The sequence below is a fragment of the Flavobacterium cheniae genome (assembly GCF_004363695.1).
Taxonomy (GTDB): Bacteria; Bacteroidota; Bacteroidia; order Flavobacteriales; family Flavobacteriaceae; genus Flavobacterium; species Flavobacterium cheniae.
The window spans coordinates 637,271-653,886 of record NZ_SNZC01000002.1 but is presented as its reverse complement, the minus strand read 5'-3'; the positions used below and the strand labels follow the sequence as shown (position 1 = coordinate 653,886).

Sequence of the window (16,616 nt, the reverse complement as noted above, 5' to 3'; positions counted from 1 at the left end):
CAAAACATTAATTTTAAAAATTTAAAGAATGAAAAAAGTATTTTTTAGTGCAGTGGCACTTGTTGCTTTCTCAGTTTCTGGGATGGCAAATGAAATTGAAGAGAAAAAGGTTGAAGTTGAAACTATTCAATTTGAAAAAGTTGAAAATAAATCTATTAACATGGATTGTTTAGAATCAGCTGGATACGAATATGATTTAGCTTTACTAATGGGAGCAACAGAAACCCAAGCCACATTATGGATGAATATATGGTACGCTATTTGCTCTGGGTATTCATGGGATGAAATTAATCCAAAAGTAAAAGAACTTTCTGATTACTAATATGCGGCTGTTTAAAACAGCCGTTAAAATCAAATTAAAATGAAAATTTACATATCAACTCTTTTAATCTTTTTTAATTTTTATTTAACAGTTTCACAAAACACAAAAAAAATTGAATATGGATTACTTTTTAATTTAGAAGAAATCAACGATGAAAAGATGAAAAACTCTTTTTTATTAAAAACTATTAATGAAACAAAAGACGATATAAAATTTGAATTAATTTTTAATGACACAGTATCTTTTTTTAAAACTAAAGAACAATTAAATATCCCAAATAAAAGTAAAATATTTTTAGCTTCAAATATGGTAATAGAGGGAGAATATTTTTTTAACAGAAGTTCTCATATATTATTGCATAGAATATCTGATGTTAGTTATATTGTAAGTAATAAACTAAATTGGATTTTACATAACGAAGAAAAAATGATAGATAATATAAAATGTTACAAAGCAACTTCTGAAAAAACAGTAATAAATTCTAAAGGAAAGTTTGTTTTTCCTATTATTGCTTGGTATGCGCCAGATTTACCGTATTCATTTGGACCTGGAATGTTTGTTGGTTTACCTGGTTTAGTTTTGGAAGTTCGCGACAGAAACTTTGTGATTTTTGCAAAAAACATTGATTTAAAAAGCAATGAAAAAATTAAAGAAATTTCTATTCATAAGGCTATCGCTGAAGATGTATATTTAAAAAGAATATTGAATAAAAATTAATTTCTTTGAAAATTTATTTAAAACTTATAATACTTCTTTTTCCAATCCTTACTCTTTCTCAAACCTTAACCGGCAAGTTGAAAAACTCGCTGACAAAATCTAATCATGTCCATTTCAAAAAATATAAATTCAGCGTTTTTATTTTCAATAAATCACTTTTTTAAAACCAAAATCCCAGCAAACACTGAAAAAAATAATTGAAAATGTACAGAAAATCTGTAACAGGAATAAGAAAGTATACTTTAAATTGCAGTTGTTATTACAAACAATTTGTTAATTTTAAAAATTTAAACAAAATGCAAAAAATGATTTTTAGTGCAGTTGCACTAGTAGCGTTTTCGTTTGCTGGGATGGCAAATGAAAATGAAGAAAAAAAGGTTGAAGCTATATTAGCAAAAAAAGAAAGTGTTAAAGCAACTGTTGAAGTAGATTGTGACAAATTAGCTAATGATACAATGGATGTTTATGAAGCGGCAGGTTGGTCTGTTGAAGAAGCATATGAAGAAGGTCTTAAAGTTTACAATGTTTGCATTGGTAAAACGAAAAAAGTAACTCAAGCATAATTTATCTAAAACAACAACCCAAGAATCTACTTGGGTTGTTTAAAACCATTACAATGAAAACATATACCCTATTAATATTTTTGCTTTTTTTTAATTATAGTAATAGCCAAAATAATATAATTACCTACAATTTTAAAATTCTTGAAGACAAACAATTACTTGATAATGAAATTGTTGGTAAAATGTATAGAGAGGATATGGAAAGCGCTAAATATTTAAATTTCCGTTTAATTTTTAGAGATACTATTGCAAAGTTTGAAAACACTCAAATAGCTGAATTAGATGGAAAAGAAACAAAAGGCGCTTTAATGAAGAGTAGATGTCGAAAAGAAATAATAGTTTATAAAGATAGTATCTATCAAAATAATTCAGAAGGCGCATTTGAAGAAAACCAATACTTGATAGTAAAACCCATCGAAAAGAAATGGAACTTAACAAATGAATCCAAAAAAATAGATAATTACATTTGTTATAAAGCTACAACAGAATATATAGTAATAAATTCTAAAGGAAAATTTGTTCATCCAGTAATTGCTTGGTATTGTCCTGAAATACCATATAAATTTGGACCTGCAGGCTATGGTGGTTTACCAGGAATGATATTAGAACTACAAGAAAAAAACAATGTATTTGGAGCAATAAAAATCGAATTAAAAGCACCTTTAGAAAAGATTCAAATCCCAAAAAAAGGAATAAAAATTTCTCATCAGGAATATCAAAATTTATTCATAAAACTATCAAAATCAAGATTTTAGTAATAATAAATAAAATAAGTCTCAACACTTACAATTCTAAATGCCAAAATATCTAATTCTTCTCCTACTTTTTCCTTTATTCTCTTTTTCTCAAACCTTAACTGGCACGGTGAAAGATTCCCTTGGAAACCCATTACAAAATGCCAATGTAATTGCTAAACCTTTAGTGGAAAAACAAGGGTTAAAATTTGCTATTGCCGATCATTTGGGGCGTTACAAATTAGAATTAGAAAAAGATGTTCCGTATGAAGTTCGAGTTTCGTATTTAGGTTTTGTAGAAGAAATTTTAAATCTTCCGGCAAATTTTTCGCAAAAAGAACACCATTTTAAACTCAAAGAAAATGGGCAAGAATTAAAAGAAATTACCATAACCTATGATTACAAACCGGTTGTGGTTAAAAAGGATACTTTAATTTACGATGTAAAAGCTTTTGCTAACGGCAACGAGCGCAAACTAAAAGAACAATTAGAAAAACTACCTGGTGTAGAAGTTGATAAAAACGGAGGCGTAACCGTTCAGGGCAAAAAAGTAACCAAGTTTTTAGTAGAAAATAAATCGTTTTTTGGTGGTGGAACGAAGTTAGGGGTAGAAAATATTCCAGCCGATGCAGTAGATAAAGTAGAAGTAATTGACAACTTCAACGAAGTAGGTTTTCTAAAACAAGTTTCCGATTCTGAAGACTTGGCGATGAACATCAAACTAAAAGAAGATAAAAAGAAATTCATTTTTGGCGATGTTGATGCAGGTGCCGAAGTAGCAGATAATAATGGGTTTTATCTGGGTCACGCTGCTCTGTTCTATTATGCAACTAAAACGAATGTGAGTTTCATTGGCGACCTCAACAACATTGGTAAACGCACTTTTTCTTTTCAAGATATGATGCGCTTTCAAGGTGGCGCTAGCAGCTTTATTTCGGGAAGAAAACAATTGACCGATTTGTATTCGTTTGCAAGTGATAACACCGATGTCATAGAAAATAAATCGCAATTTAGCGCTTTGAACTTTCGCCAAGAAATCAATTCTAAATTAGACGTAGAAGGTTTTGCTATTTTTTCTAAACTTTTTACCAGCACTTTAACTGAAAGTAATATTGAATATCTTCAAAACACAACCGCCACTTCAGAAGAACGCATCAATAAAGGTGAAAATAAATCGATTTTAGGCATTGGAAACGTAAAATTAAACTACACGCCCAACACTAAAGAGAAATGGTTTTACAATGGCCAATTTCAATCGAGCGCCAATGACATGACTTCGGTTTTAAATTCAAGACTCGATGGACAACAAACTTCTTTTGAAACGTTGAATTCAGCTGATAATGTTCAAATCAAGCAGTTTTTAGAATGGCACAAGCAAGTAAATTCGAAACATACGACCACTTTGGTCATCAATCAAAGTTACGACAATCAAAAACCCATCAATACTTGGTTAACCGATACTGAATTCTTAACTGGATTAATTCCGTTAGAAAATGATTCGTTTTACAACATTCAACAAGTAAAAAAAGTAAAAAACAGTAGTGTTGATGCGCTTTTTAAACATTATTGGATTATCAACAATTACAATCATTTGTATACCAATGTTGGAAATAATTTAGGAACAACACAACTACAAATCACCGAAAAACAATACCTAACCGACGGAACAATCAATGATTTTGCTACCGACGGTTTTGGTAACGATATGGATTATTTGCTAAATGATTTGTATTTAGGTTTAGAATATAAGTTTAAAATTGGAAAATGGGTGAACAAACCTGCCATTTATGCCCATTACTATCATTTGAAAACGCAACAAATTGCAGCTGATTACACCTTAAACAACACATTTTTACAACCTAGTTGGTTAAGCGAATACGAATTCAATCAATCGGAAAATTTGAAATTCAATTATCGTTTGGTAAATGAATATCCAGAAGCGAATCGTTTGTTAGAACGTTATACGCTACAAAGTTATAATTCGGTTTTTAGAGGAAATGCGTTGTTGCGAAACGAACGTTTTCATAATGCGACATTAAACTATTCCAAAACCAGTATGTATCGCGGCATCATGTTGTTTGCTAATGCAAGTTTTACCAAAAAAGTAAGAACCATTCGTAATGAAATTGGTTTAGATGGTATCAATCAATTTACAACGCCAACCATTACGGATAATCCAGAAACTACCTATCGTGTATATGGAAATATAGATAAAAAAATCCACAAATTTAGATTGGGTTTAAATGCTAATTTATCATGGTTCAACTACGTTCAAACAGTAAACAACCAAACGATAATTAACGACAGAAACAATCAAAGTATTGGAATTAAGTTACGAACAGCCAACAAAAAATGGCCAAGTGCGAGTGTGAGTTATAACAAAACATTTAGTCAATTTTCAGGATTAACGAATTCAAAATTAACTTCTGACCGATTTGGTTTTGATTTGGATATCGATTTTTGGAAACATTTTAATTTTAAAACCGATTACGAAGTAACCTTCAACGAAAACAGCAACAACATCGCAACTGATTTTAGAATTGCCAATGCGTATTTGAGTTATCAAAAGAAAAACAACCCGTTCCGTTTTGAACTTTCGGCACAGAATTACTTAAACAATGGAACTAAAATCAACAACTCTTTCTCCGATTTTATGATTTCAAGTTCTACAACATACACATTACCGAGAATTGTAATGTTGACGATTAGTTATAAGCTGTAGCAAGAGCAAAAATCAAATTCAAAAATCAAAAGCAAGTTCATACAAAATTTCAAAACTTGAAACTTGAAACAAAATCTTAGTGAACTTTGTGTCTTCTTTGTGTTCCTTGTGTTTAAAAGAGACGCTTAACAGCGTGACAAAATAGAAGTAAAATGGCTCTGTGGAACTCTACTCAACACATTTTATATCAAAAAAACTCGGAGAATCTCTGTGTAAAATTAACTCCTCTTCATCTGAATATGCGGAATATCGTCTTCTAAATACATTTCACTGGTTTGGATAAATCCTTGTGATTCGTAGAATTTTTTTAGATATTCTTGAGCGGAAATAGTAATAGCTGTTTCGTTGAAATTTTCTTTTATAGCTTCAATAGAAACGCGCATTAAATCGTGACCGAATTTTTTATCGCGGTACTTTGGGCTTACCACAACGCGTCCAATCGAAGTTTCATCAAAATAATAGCCTTTGTTGAACAAACGAGAATACGCTGCTAAATCGCCATTGTAATAGCCTAAAACGTGAAGTGCTTTCTCGTCTTTGCCATCAATGTCTTGATAAACGCAATTTTGCTCCACTACAAACACTTCTGAGCGAAGCTGTAGTAAAGAATATAGTTCAACTGTAGAAAGTTCGTTAAATCGCTTTATTTTGAATGTTATTTCCATGATAAAAAAAGAAGTTCCCAATGAAGGGAACTTAATATTATTTTAAAAACTTAACAGATTGAATAATAGCTTCTAGCTCGAAAACCAAATCGCGCTTCGATTTTGATGGATTATACGTGAATCCTTCTAAAATTAAATAACGATTGTTTTTAGTGTCTTTGATTGCGTAATTAACAAATGGTCCAGCCATGAAATCGTTTTTTAATTCCCAAGTTCCTTTGGTTAAATACGTTTTTTTACCTGCAACGGTTACATCAAACAAATAGGGAGCATAAGCTGCTTCCGTAATCATCCATGTATTTGGTAGTGTTCCGTGAATGTTAGCTTTTCCAACTTCATCACGCATTGCTGTAATGTTAGCGATGATATTGTTATCTTTTTCTACTTTTTCAATTGGAACCTGATAAATCAAAATACTGTTATAACCTGAGGTAAATTCTTTTCTTAACCAAATGAAATTATCTTTTACCATATCGTATTTATAACCAAAACCAATTTGCAAACTCACACCAAACTTACTTTGCACTTGAGTATCTGGAACCAACGATTTTTTCATTCGGATTTGATTCTCAATCACTTCCGATGCTTTGATTGTTTTAATAATTTCGGGTGATTTTTCTTCCAAAACCTTTAAAACATCTTCGGTATCTGTACCAGAAATGAAAAACACATTTTGGGGTTTTGCATATTTGTTGGTATTCGAAGCATATCCAGCTTCTTTATCTTTTTTAACAATAATGATGTTTCGACTTTTGCGAACAAATCCTTCAAAAACCTTTGTTGGATATTGATTTAAAGTAAACAATGGTTCTTCTTGTGGTAAACCATCTACGGGAGCGGCAAACTTTTTACGAATGCTATCTCCAATTTCTCCGTTCCATAAGTTATCGTCAATAATAATAGAAACGTTATTGATTTTACCATTAGAATCTGATAAAATGGCTTGCGTTTCTTCTTTAGAAGTTTCTTTACAAGATAAAAACGATAAGGCTACGAAAGTTAAAACTGCTAATTTTTTCATGGGGTAAAACAATTGATTATCCGTTAATTTTTAATTTCATTCCGGGTTGAATATTATCACCGCTAATATCGTTCCATTTTTTAATATCTTCTATGGAAACGCCTGGAAATTGTTTTGAAATTGAAAATAATGAATCACCACTTTTAACGGTATAAGTCCCGTCGTTATTAGATTTAGACTCTGTTTTAACGATTACTTTTTTATCCGAATAAATTTTTAATTTTTTTCCTGCCTGTATGTTATTTCCTTTTATGTTATTCCATTTTTTTAGTTCAGTTATGGAAACATTATACTTATCGGCAATTTTTCCTAAACTTTCACCGCTTTTGATGGTGTGAAACTGTGTTTTTCGCTCAAATTTAGGTTTACTTACATATGTGGAATCCGCAGTAGATGCTATCGAATCTTTTGAAGTGGAAGCAATAAATTCCGATTTTGTTTTTTCTTTATAGGTTTCTAAATAATTCAAATAAGCGTAAATTTTCTCTTCGTTAGAAACAAATAATCCCATTTTATTTTTTGGCAAACGCAAGTAATGCGGTTCATCTGCTTCAAACGGAATTACTTTTAATTTATAAATCGGATTTAAAAACTCTAATTGCTCTTCCGAAATATCCAATAACTCCGAAATATGTTTGAAAGACATTTGCTTTTTCACCATAATTGTGTCAGTCTCAAAATACGTTAATGGTGCTTTTTTAGGCATAATTCCGTGCTCTTTTTTGAACTCGTAAATGTAAAAAGTCGCTAAAAATGCAGGAACATAATTCGCTGTTTCTTTAGGTAAGTTTTTACGAATGTTCCAATAATTTTGGCTTCCGCCCGAACGACGAATTGCTTTTGAAACATTTCCAGGTCCGCAATTATAAGCTGCTAAAACCATGCTCCAATCACCAAAAATTCCGTACAAACTTGATAAATACTGACAAGCTGCTTCCGTTGCTTTTAGCGGATCGTAACGTTCATCAACATAAGAAGTAACTTCTAAATTGTATTGTTTTCCTGTTGGATACATAAATTGCCACAAACCTGAAGCGCCAACACGAGATTTCGCTCTAGGATTTAATGCTGATTCAACGATAGCTAAATATTTCAATTCCAACGGAATGTTATATTTTGCTAAATGCTCTTCAAACATTGGAAAATAATATTCTGATACCGCCATTAAACGCTCAAATGCTTTTGGACGATTTTTCAAGAAGGCTTTAATCGTGTTTTCTAAAGCAGGATTGTATTCGATATTAAAAGGCGATTTAGCATCCATTTTTGCCAATCGCTTTTTTAATAATTCTGTAGATAAATCGTAACTTACTTCGGTATCTGCATTGAAATTCGAGATGTCAGAAAACATATTATCAGACAATTCTGTGCTTGCTAATTCCGACAACCAACGTTCATCAATACAATTACTTGTGCTATGATTTACAAACGTTGTTTTCAAAGAATCCAAATAGGACATTTTTGGCAACGGAAGTAAATTTTCTTTTTCTGCATTCTCTTGTCCGAAACTGAAAAGCGACAGAAAAAGGGATGTTATTATAATTGTTTTTTTCATTCTGTTTTTTGTTTTTGGGGCATGCTAATCATTAATAACTTAATAACCAACGTTTTATTGTATTCTTAATCTAAAATAGCTGCAATTCCAGGTAAGGTTCTACCTTCCAGCATTTCTAACATCGCTCCACCTCCGGTAGAAACGTAACTCATCTTTGGCTCTAATCCAAATTGTTTTACAGCAGCAACGCTATCGCCACCACCTACGAGTGAAAAAGCACCATTTGCAGTAGATTCTGCAATATATTCTCCTAACGAAATTGTTCCGTTTGCAAAATTTTCCATTTCAAAAACACCTAATGGACCGTTCCAAAGAATCGTTTTAGAATCTAAGATAATGCGTTTGATAATTTCTAACGATTTTGGGCCTGCATCTAAACCTTGCCAACCGTCAGGAATTTTATTCACATCTACCACTTGTGTATTGGCGTCATTTGAAAAGGCATCGGCTGCAACAACATCAACTGGTAAGTGAATTTGAACACCTTTTTCTTTAGCTTGTTTTAAAATTTCGATGGCCAATTCTAATTTATCGTCTTCACAAATCGAATTTCCGATTTTTCCACCTAAGGCTTTGATGAAAGTAAACGTCATTCCACCACCAATAATCATGTGGTTTACTTTATCTAATATATTTTCAATAACCGTAATTTTCGAAGAAACTTTACTTCCTCCTAAAATCGCAACTACTGGTTTTTCTGAATTTTTCAATACTTTTTCGATACTTTCAATTTCTTTAGCTAACAAATAACCAAAGCATTTCGCATCTTGGAAAAATTGCGCAATAATGGTTGTGGAAGCGTGTGCTCTGTGAGCCGTTCCAAAAGCATCGTTCACATATATATCACCTAACGAAGCTAATTTTTTAGCGAATTCTAGATCACCTTTTTCTTCTTCGGCATAGAAACGTAAGTTTTCTAATAATAAAATTTCGCCTGGTTGAAGATTTTTTGCTGCATTTTCAGCAATTTCTCCAATACAATCTGAAGCAAAGTGTACTTTTTGACCTAAAATTTCTTCAGTTTTTGCAACGATATGTTGTAACGAATATTTTGCTTCAACACCTTTTGGTCTTCCTAAGTGACTCATTAAAATTACACTTCCGCCATCTTTCAATATTTTGTCAATTGTTGGCTTTGCAGCCTCGATTCTTGTAGCATCTGTAACTTTAAAATTTTCATCTAAAGGCACATTGAAGTCTACTCGGATAATTGCTTTTTTATTATTGAAATTGAAGTCGTTAAGTGTTTTCATTTATTGATTTTTTAATTCGAATGATTGCAAATATAAATTATTGTATCTTAAATCTTTATAACAAATATCATATTTTGTGTTTTTTTTAAATGTTGCAAAACCAATTTTTTGATTTCTTTTCTACCAATTTTGGTAAATTTTGATTAGGTTTGTTCCATGCTTTTCAAAGATATTTTAGGACAAGAACACATTAAAAATCACCTAACTAAGAGTGCCGAAGCCGGAAGAATTCCGCACGCCCAATTATTTGTGGGTCCCGAAGGTTGTGGCACACTTCCCATGGCGATTGCTTATGCGCAATATATTTTGTGTGGCAATGTTGGTGGTGAAAATGTGGGAGAAAACACGGCTTGTAACCTAAAATTCGAACATTTTTCACATCCTGATTTGCATTTTGTTTTTCCGGTTGCTGGAACTGATACTGTTAAAAGTCATGCAGTTAGTGATAATTTCATGGTAGAATGGCGTCAATTTTTAACCGAATCGCCTTACGGAAGTTTGTTTGATTGGTTGAAAAACCTTGGAATTCAAAACAAACAAGGGTTAATTGGTGTTGATGAAGCCACGGAAATCAACAAAAAATTATCGTTAAAAGCCTACGAAGGTGGTTACAAAGTAATGATCATTTGGATGGCTGATAAAATGAATGGTCCTTCGGCAAATAAATTATTAAAATTATTAGAAGAACCACCAGCTAAAACCGTTTTTATTCTGATTACCGAAAGCACCAGCGATATGTTGCAAACGATTCTTTCGCGCTGTCAAGTAATTGATTTTATTGGTTTGAGCGAAAGTGTAATTGCAGAAGCTTTGGTTTCACGTGAAAATTGTGAGTCAACAGTTGCTAAAAAAATTGCACATCAAAGCGAAGGAAATTATAACAAAGCCTTACATATTTTACGAAAAGAGGATGATGAATTTCCGTTTGACGAATGGTTTGTTGAATGGGTGAGAAGTGCTTTTCGTGCCAAAGGAAATGCAGCCGCTATTAACGATTTAATTGCTTGGAGCGAAAACATTGCTTCTACCGGAAGAGAAACACAAAAACAATTTTTACACTATTGCATTCACTTTTTCAGACAAGCTTTGTTACTGAATTACAAAGCGAATGACTTGGTTTTCTTAGAAACGAAAGTGCCTAAATTTGAATTAGAAAAATTTGCTCCGTTTGTAAATGGTGCAAATATTACAGATATTTACAAAGAATTAGAAGATGCTATTTACCATATTGAACGCAACGGAAATAGCAAAATCATCTTAACCGATTTATCTATAAAATTAACTCGATTAATCCACAAAAACGCATAATTATGACACAAGTAGCTCCACTATTAGTTTTGGCTTTTTTAGCAATTACCTTTTTACAATCTGGATATGATAAAATTAAAGACTGGAAAGGCAATGTAGAATGGTTAAATGGTCACTTTTCAAATACTGTTTTAGCTAAGCAAGTGCCTTTGGCTTTGGGAATTGTATTGCTTTTAGAAATTGTTTCGGGTGTTTTATGTGTTTCTGGAATTATTCAAAACATCATGCAAGATGGTGTAATTCGTGGTTTAGGATTTTATGGTGCCATTTTATCTTGTATTACACTACTTTTTCTTTTATTTGGACAACGATTAGCAAAAGATTATGATGGTGCTAGAACGATTGTAATTTATTTTATTCCTGCTGTATTATTGGTTTTTTGGTTGAATTAGTTTTTGGGTAAATGTTATTTCTGTATTTCTTCAAAAAATTTACAAATACTATTTTTAAATGAAAATTGAGAACAAAATTCCTTATTGGATTGGTTTAATAGCCAGTATTAGTTGGTTTGCATATATCATTTTCACACCTTTTTATGATTACAGAAAATACTCAAAAGAAAAAACTTCTGTGCTTTCTGAAACCCCAACATTTAAAACAACTCGAACAGCAAAAACTATTAACTATTCAGTTGTACTAAATTTTGTTGGTGATAATTCGATTTACGAAATAGTTGGTCCTGAATACGAGTATTTAAAGAAAGAGAAGTTTAAAAGTGAAATTTTAAAAGGTGATACTGTAACTTTTATTGAATATAAAAACAGACTCTATTCATTATCTAAAAATGATGAAAACTTTATGAGTTATTCTGATTCTGAGAGATATAAAAAAAATCAAGTTATATTTATGTCAGTAATTATGTTTTTACTTTTTGTGATTTGCTTAATTCCTATAGTTTTCGAAAATAAAGTTAAAGAATCCTATCTAGTCAACAATATTAGTCTAAAATACAATTATATATTTTATCTACTAGGAGTTATAGTTGTAATTTATGTTTATTTTATCAGAGAATAAAACAACATAAATTACTATTATCTTCAATTTCTAATTCCAAATTTTATCACTAAAAATCAGCTACTGAAATAATACTTCACTTGTTCAAGAGATGCTTAACAGCATGACAACTTTGAGGTTAAAATAATCGCAAAAACTTCAACACAACGTTTGTCATGCTGTCAAGCATCTCTTTGTAGCTCCTATGAAAACTGATTATTCAAAAATTCCATGTTTGGATTGAATTCTTTTATTAACTCCAATTTCAAATCTCTTCTGAGTAATTTAATTTCCTTTTCTCGTGCAATTGCTTGTTGAATCCAACCGTATTTTTCATAATAAATCAAATAATTAAGATTGTATTTAGCTGTGAAACTTTGTGGATTTAGTTTTTCGTTGTGTTCTTGTAATCTTCGTTTTAAGTTATTCGTAACACCTGTGTAAAGAACTGTTTTGGCTTTGTTTGTTAGAATGTAAACGTAAAAGTTATAGATTCCTTCTGTGAATTCGATCATGATTTTGGCTTTTAAAGTGTTATCTGTGAGATGCTTAACAGCATGACAAACTGAACAAATGATTGGGTTTAAACTTTGTTTGGGATGCTTGACAGCATGACAAACTTAACGGGTAATTTTTTCTTAACCTAAACTCGCTTTATACAATCGCAACTCGTCCCAAGTGAATGTATCGCCGTGAATTTCTTTTAATTCGCCTAAACTTTCACCTTTAAAATTTTTGAAAGCGGCTTTTAAATCGGAAATTTTATCTTCTGGTAAAATGTCGGAAAGTTGTACAATTTCCATTTGAATCAACTTGGTAAAATGGTTGTAAATGGTTTGTGGTGTAAGTTTTCGCTGTTTTGCAATTTCGTAAATCGATAAGTTTTGTTTCCACAATTCCAGAGTATCTTCGATAGTAGATTTCTTTGGCTCTTTTGTTTTTTTCTTTTTCGAATCGGTGTAATACGAAACGTCTTCATCGTCTTCTACTAAAGCCGCGTGCGAAGTTCTAAAGCGTTCTGCTACAACTACTAACTTATTGATTTTATAAGTACTCATGTCTTCCGAAATCAAATTTTTCTTCGAAATTTCTTTTCCTTCGACAATGATGTTGGTGAGCAATTTTGCTTTTTTCAGTTGTAAAATCGCTTTGATTTGAAGTTCTTCTAAAACCAATAATTCATCATAAAACGCTTTTACTTTTTTGATGCGTTTTACTTCTTCAATTTTCAATAACAATTCTTCTGCAACTGCATCTAAAGTTTTGAAAAAATATTGATAAGCCGCATCACATCGCTCTTTTATAAAGTTTACATCGAGATTTTCATTAGAAAAAATTTTATGCAATTGCGATAGAAATTTCCCCGAAGGTTCGAGAATTTCGGCGATTTTTTCTTGTTGGTTTTTTGCCCAATCGTTATGCTTCGTTTTTGGTGATTTTGGTGCTTCGGAATTGTAACTAAACAAATGATTGCGCCATTCTTGACCTAATTCTTTGAAATCAAATGAATTAAGTATTGTATTCAGCCAAAAAAACAGGGTCTCTTTAGCTAACGAATGTTGTAAGATTTCTTCGGAAGCTTTGTTTTCGGCATAATTAAGTACTTCTTCATCGCTAGAAATGCCATTCATTCGCAACGGAGATAGTAAAATAAGCCCTTTTAACGAACGTAAACGCGATAAAGCCACATACGCTTGTCCAGGCGCAAAAACTTGCGATACATCGAGCGCTGCTTTGTCGAAAGTTAAGCCTTGACTTTTATGAACGGTAATTGCCCAAGCCAATTTGATAGGGTAGTGGACAAAAGTTCCAATGACTTCTTCTTCAATTTCTTTAGTATTTTCGTTGACTTTGTAGCGAATATTTTGCCATTCGTAGCGTTCTACTTCAATCGTTTTGTTTTCTTCGGGAAAGTGAACAAAAATTTCTTTTTCGGTTAACGAACTGATAACGCCCATTTTTCCGTTGAAGAATTGTTTTTCGAAATTCAAATCGTTTTTAATAAACATGACTTGCGCTCCGACTTTAAGTTGCAATTTTTCTTCTAACGGATAAATTTTTTCTGGAAAATCAGCTGTGATTTCTGGTAAATAGGTGAATTGCTTTCCTTCTAAATCTTCTAAAGATTTTGCATTTATTGTATCTGCTTTGGAATTATGCGTGGTTAAAATGATGAAACCTTTGTTTTTCTTCAGATCAAAATTGGGTTGTACAAATTGATTCAGAATTTTGACATCTTCTGAAGTGATTTTATTGTGTCGTAAATTGTTCAAAACATCAATAAATTCGGCGTCGGTTTGACGAAAAATTTTATCTAATTCGATGTATAAAGGCGGATATTGTTGAATAATGTGCGAATGAAAAAAGAACATACCACGATAATAATTCTTTAGCATTTCCCATTCTTCATTTTTCACTACTGGTGGTAATTGTAGTAAATCCCCTATAAAAAGCACTTGAACTCCGCCGAAAGGTCTTTCGTTTCTTCTGACTTTTCGCATCATAAAATCCATGGCATCCAAAACATCAGCACGCAACATAGATACTTCATCAATTACCAACAATTCCATATTTCGAATTACTGAACGTTTCACGTTATTCATTTTGAAATGACGGCCTAACGAATCGCGATTTTCAAATTTTACGGTGTCTGAAAAGTGAGGAAGTTGCTTATTATCAGGAATAAAGGCAGCAAAAGGCAACTGAAACATTGAGTGAATCGTAACGCCGTTTGCGTTTAAAGCGGCAATTCCTGTGGGTGCTACAACAACCGTATTTTTATGTGTTGTGGCGATGATTTCCTTTAAAAGTGTGGTTTTTCCGGTTCCTGCTTTTCCGGTAAGGAAGATGGATTTATTGGTCTGATTAATAAATCGAAGGGTGTAAGTGGCTGCGGCTGATAATGGTTCCATTTGGCTTATAAATTTGAAATACAAATATATAGAAACGAATAGAAATAAAAAAGTCCCGATTACTCGGGACTTTTAATTATTTTTTTTCTTCTTCCTTAGTGGCTACTTTGTCATCTTTCTTAGTAGCTTTATAAGTATCGTTAAGCTCTTTTAAAACTTCTTTTGTAATGTCGTAATTGTCTTTAGCGTAAAGAACTGTGGCAGCATCACCTGTTCCATAGATATAGTCATATCCTTTTTTCTTTCCGTAATCTTTAATGAATTTTTTAACTTCACTTATTAAAGTGTCTTTCAAAACAGCACCTTCTTGCTGTAATTGTTGAATTAAAGCATTTTGCTCCATTCCTAATTGTTGTTCTCTTTGTTGTAATGAAGCACCCATTTGTTGTGCCCATTGAGGTCCTTTTGCTTGAGCATTCTGTTGAAAACTTTGTGCATCGGCTTGAAAAGCTCTTACTTTAGCTTCTAAAGGGCGACCTAATTCTTCAGATTTTACTTTGAATTTATCATCTTCATCTTTGAATTTTTCGTATTTCTCAATTAATTCAGCAGTATCTATATATGCAGTTTTAAAATCTTTTGAACTTGTTTCTGTTTTGTTACATGCTAAAACGCTTAATGCAACACCTAAAATCAATACTAATTTTTTCATCGTTGTATATTGGTAATTAATAATTTTTCGTAAAAGTAATAATAAGTTGTAAAGTAACAAATTTGTTGCTTTTTTATTTATTTTTCAACTATAAGATTTTCTTATTTCAATTTTAAAATTTGATAGATTCAAGCTATTAAAAACAACTTTCATAAATCGACTAAGTCAAATCTTTTAAAAAAAGACAATAAATCTTGTCGAAATAGATAAAAAACTGTCTAAAATCGCTTTAAAATGATTTTTACTTGTTTTTTAGCACGTAAATATGCGATGAAAACTCCTTTTTAAAGAATCCCGACACATTTGAAATCAAACCAATAAAAAATCCGGAAATAAAATTCATTTTCCCAGTTTTATATTTTTCTGATAAAAGTGACACATAAAAACTATCAAACCACATTGGTTTAATATCTTCTAGATTCATATTTTGTTTGTCGAATAATTTTTCAATTGCTGTTTTTGAAAAATGCCACAAATGTCTTGGCACATCATAAGCGGCCCAAAACTCTTTGTAATGATTTGCATCGTACGATTTGAAATTTGGAACGGCAATAATAATAGTTCCTGATGGTTTCAACAAACGTTTTAATTCCGCTACTTGATGTTCAACATCTGGAACGTGTTCTAAAACGTGCCACATCGTAATCACATCAAATGAATTACTTTCTAACTTTTCAATCGTGTCACCAAATTTAATTCCTTTTCCAACAGCAATTCCTTTTGCTTTATCATTAGGCTCAATTCCTAAGATTTCCCAATTCTGATTTTTACATTCCAAAAGGAAATCTCCAGTTCCGGCACCAATATCTAGAATTCTTCCTTTCAAAGGTTGGTGCGAATTAATTAAACTAACTTTATCACGAATGGCTTTTCTTTTGATGAAATGATACATTTTTTCAAATAGCGTACGTTTTCCATCGGTGTGCGAAATGTAATCTTCAAATTCGTAATACGAACCTAATTTATCTAACGTAGGTTGCGGATGCGTTTTTAAGATTTGATATTCTTCATTTAACAACAAGGAAAAAGATTCTCCAGAAACTGAAAAATCTTTAACGGTAATAAAACTTTTATCTTCTAAAAAATTCATTTATTTTATTTTTATGCGAAAGGCTTATTTTAATAGGGTTGACAGCGTTGTTTCACGTGAAACATTTTAAAAGAGCAATGAAAAAAGAACAAAGAGAAAAGATTTCGTC

16 protein-coding genes are annotated in these 16,616 nt (G+C 31.7%); 8 read left to right on the top strand and 8 right to left on the bottom strand.

Annotated features, from left to right (window positions below; translation table 11 throughout):
* Positions 1-28 precede the first annotated feature (28 nt).
* From C8D80_RS08010 to C8D80_RS07990, 5 genes are all read left to right on the top strand, one after another.
* On the top strand, positions 29-322 hold the full coding sequence (locus C8D80_RS08010) for a hypothetical protein (RefSeq protein WP_133609149.1): 294 nt from the start codon (positions 29-31) through the stop codon (positions 320-322).
* Between the two features lie 39 nt (positions 323-361).
* Positions 362-1,039 (top strand): GLPGLI family protein, encoded by a 678-nt coding sequence (locus C8D80_RS08005; protein ID WP_133609147.1) that lies wholly within the window; start codon positions 362-364, stop codon positions 1,037-1,039.
* A 296-nt stretch (positions 1,040-1,335) separates the two neighbouring features.
* Complete coding sequence (locus tag C8D80_RS08000; RefSeq protein WP_162845047.1) at positions 1,336-1,602, top strand: hypothetical protein; 267 nt, start codon at positions 1,336-1,338, stop codon at positions 1,600-1,602.
* 53 nt (positions 1,603-1,655) lie between these two features.
* Positions 1,656-2,357: a GLPGLI family protein gene (locus tag C8D80_RS07995; protein ID WP_133609142.1), complete on the top strand. Its 702-nt coding sequence runs from the start codon at positions 1,656-1,658 to the stop codon at positions 2,355-2,357.
* A 40-nt stretch (positions 2,358-2,397) separates the two neighbouring features.
* The gene (locus tag C8D80_RS07990; RefSeq protein WP_133609140.1) at positions 2,398-5,058 is read left to right on the top strand and encodes a TonB-dependent receptor; all 2,661 of its coding nucleotides are present in this window, start codon (positions 2,398-2,400) and stop codon (positions 5,056-5,058) included.
* Between the two features lie 218 nt (positions 5,059-5,276).
* Here C8D80_RS07990 and C8D80_RS07985 read toward each other — a convergent pair whose 3' ends face one another.
* The 4 genes from C8D80_RS07985 to C8D80_RS07970 all read right to left on the bottom strand — a co-directional run bounded on the left by C8D80_RS07985 (position 5,277) and on the right by C8D80_RS07970 (position 9,552).
* Positions 5,277-5,723, bottom strand: a complete 447-nt coding sequence (locus C8D80_RS07985; RefSeq protein ID WP_133609138.1) for a GNAT family N-acetyltransferase — start codon at positions 5,721-5,723, stop codon at positions 5,277-5,279.
* 37 nt (positions 5,724-5,760) lie between these two features.
* Positions 5,761-6,744: a DUF4837 family protein gene (locus tag C8D80_RS07980; protein ID WP_133609136.1), complete on the bottom strand. Its 984-nt coding sequence runs from the start codon at positions 6,742-6,744 to the stop codon at positions 5,761-5,763.
* A 16-nt stretch (positions 6,745-6,760) separates the two neighbouring features.
* The gene (locus tag C8D80_RS07975; RefSeq protein ID WP_133609134.1) at positions 6,761-8,299 is read right to left on the bottom strand and encodes a lytic transglycosylase domain-containing protein; all 1,539 of its coding nucleotides are present in this window, start codon (positions 8,297-8,299) and stop codon (positions 6,761-6,763) included.
* 65 nt (positions 8,300-8,364) lie between these two features.
* Positions 8,365-9,552 (bottom strand): phosphoglycerate kinase, encoded by a 1,188-nt coding sequence (locus tag C8D80_RS07970; protein WP_133609132.1) that lies wholly within the window; start codon positions 9,550-9,552, stop codon positions 8,365-8,367.
* A gap of 156 nt (positions 9,553-9,708) precedes the next feature.
* Here C8D80_RS07970 and C8D80_RS07965 point away from each other — a divergent pair, with 156 nt between their 5' ends.
* The 3 genes from C8D80_RS07965 to C8D80_RS07955 are packed head-to-tail and all read left to right on the top strand — an operon-like array spanning position 9,709 to position 11,874.
* The gene (locus tag C8D80_RS07965; RefSeq protein WP_133609130.1) at positions 9,709-10,860 is read left to right on the top strand and encodes a DNA polymerase III subunit; all 1,152 of its coding nucleotides are present in this window, start codon (positions 9,709-9,711) and stop codon (positions 10,858-10,860) included.
* Between the two features lie 2 nt (positions 10,861-10,862).
* On the top strand, positions 10,863-11,252 hold the full coding sequence (locus tag C8D80_RS07960; protein WP_133609128.1) for a DoxX family membrane protein: 390 nt from the start codon (positions 10,863-10,865) through the stop codon (positions 11,250-11,252).
* 58 nt (positions 11,253-11,310) lie between these two features.
* A complete protein-coding gene (locus C8D80_RS07955; protein WP_133609126.1) occupies positions 11,311-11,874 on the top strand; it encodes a hypothetical protein in 564 nt (187 codons plus the stop codon).
* Positions 11,875-12,056: 182 nt separating this feature from the next.
* On the opposite strand, the gene C8D80_RS07950 is transcribed toward C8D80_RS07955, so the two are convergent.
* From C8D80_RS07950 to C8D80_RS07935, 4 genes are all read right to left on the bottom strand, one after another.
* The gene (locus tag C8D80_RS07950; protein WP_133609124.1) at positions 12,057-12,368 is read right to left on the bottom strand and encodes a GIY-YIG nuclease family protein; all 312 of its coding nucleotides are present in this window, start codon (positions 12,366-12,368) and stop codon (positions 12,057-12,059) included.
* Between the two features lie 123 nt (positions 12,369-12,491).
* Positions 12,492-14,765, bottom strand: a complete 2,274-nt coding sequence (locus C8D80_RS07945) for a helix-turn-helix domain-containing protein (protein ID WP_133609119.1) — start codon at positions 14,763-14,765, stop codon at positions 12,492-12,494.
* 76 nt (positions 14,766-14,841) lie between these two features.
* Positions 14,842-15,417 (bottom strand): OmpH family outer membrane protein, encoded by a 576-nt coding sequence (locus C8D80_RS07940; RefSeq protein WP_133609117.1) that lies wholly within the window; start codon positions 15,415-15,417, stop codon positions 14,842-14,844.
* Between the two features lie 241 nt (positions 15,418-15,658).
* On the bottom strand, positions 15,659-16,507 hold the full coding sequence (locus C8D80_RS07935) for a class I SAM-dependent methyltransferase (RefSeq protein ID WP_133609115.1): 849 nt from the start codon (positions 16,505-16,507) through the stop codon (positions 15,659-15,661).
* Positions 16,508-16,616 lie beyond the last annotated feature (109 nt).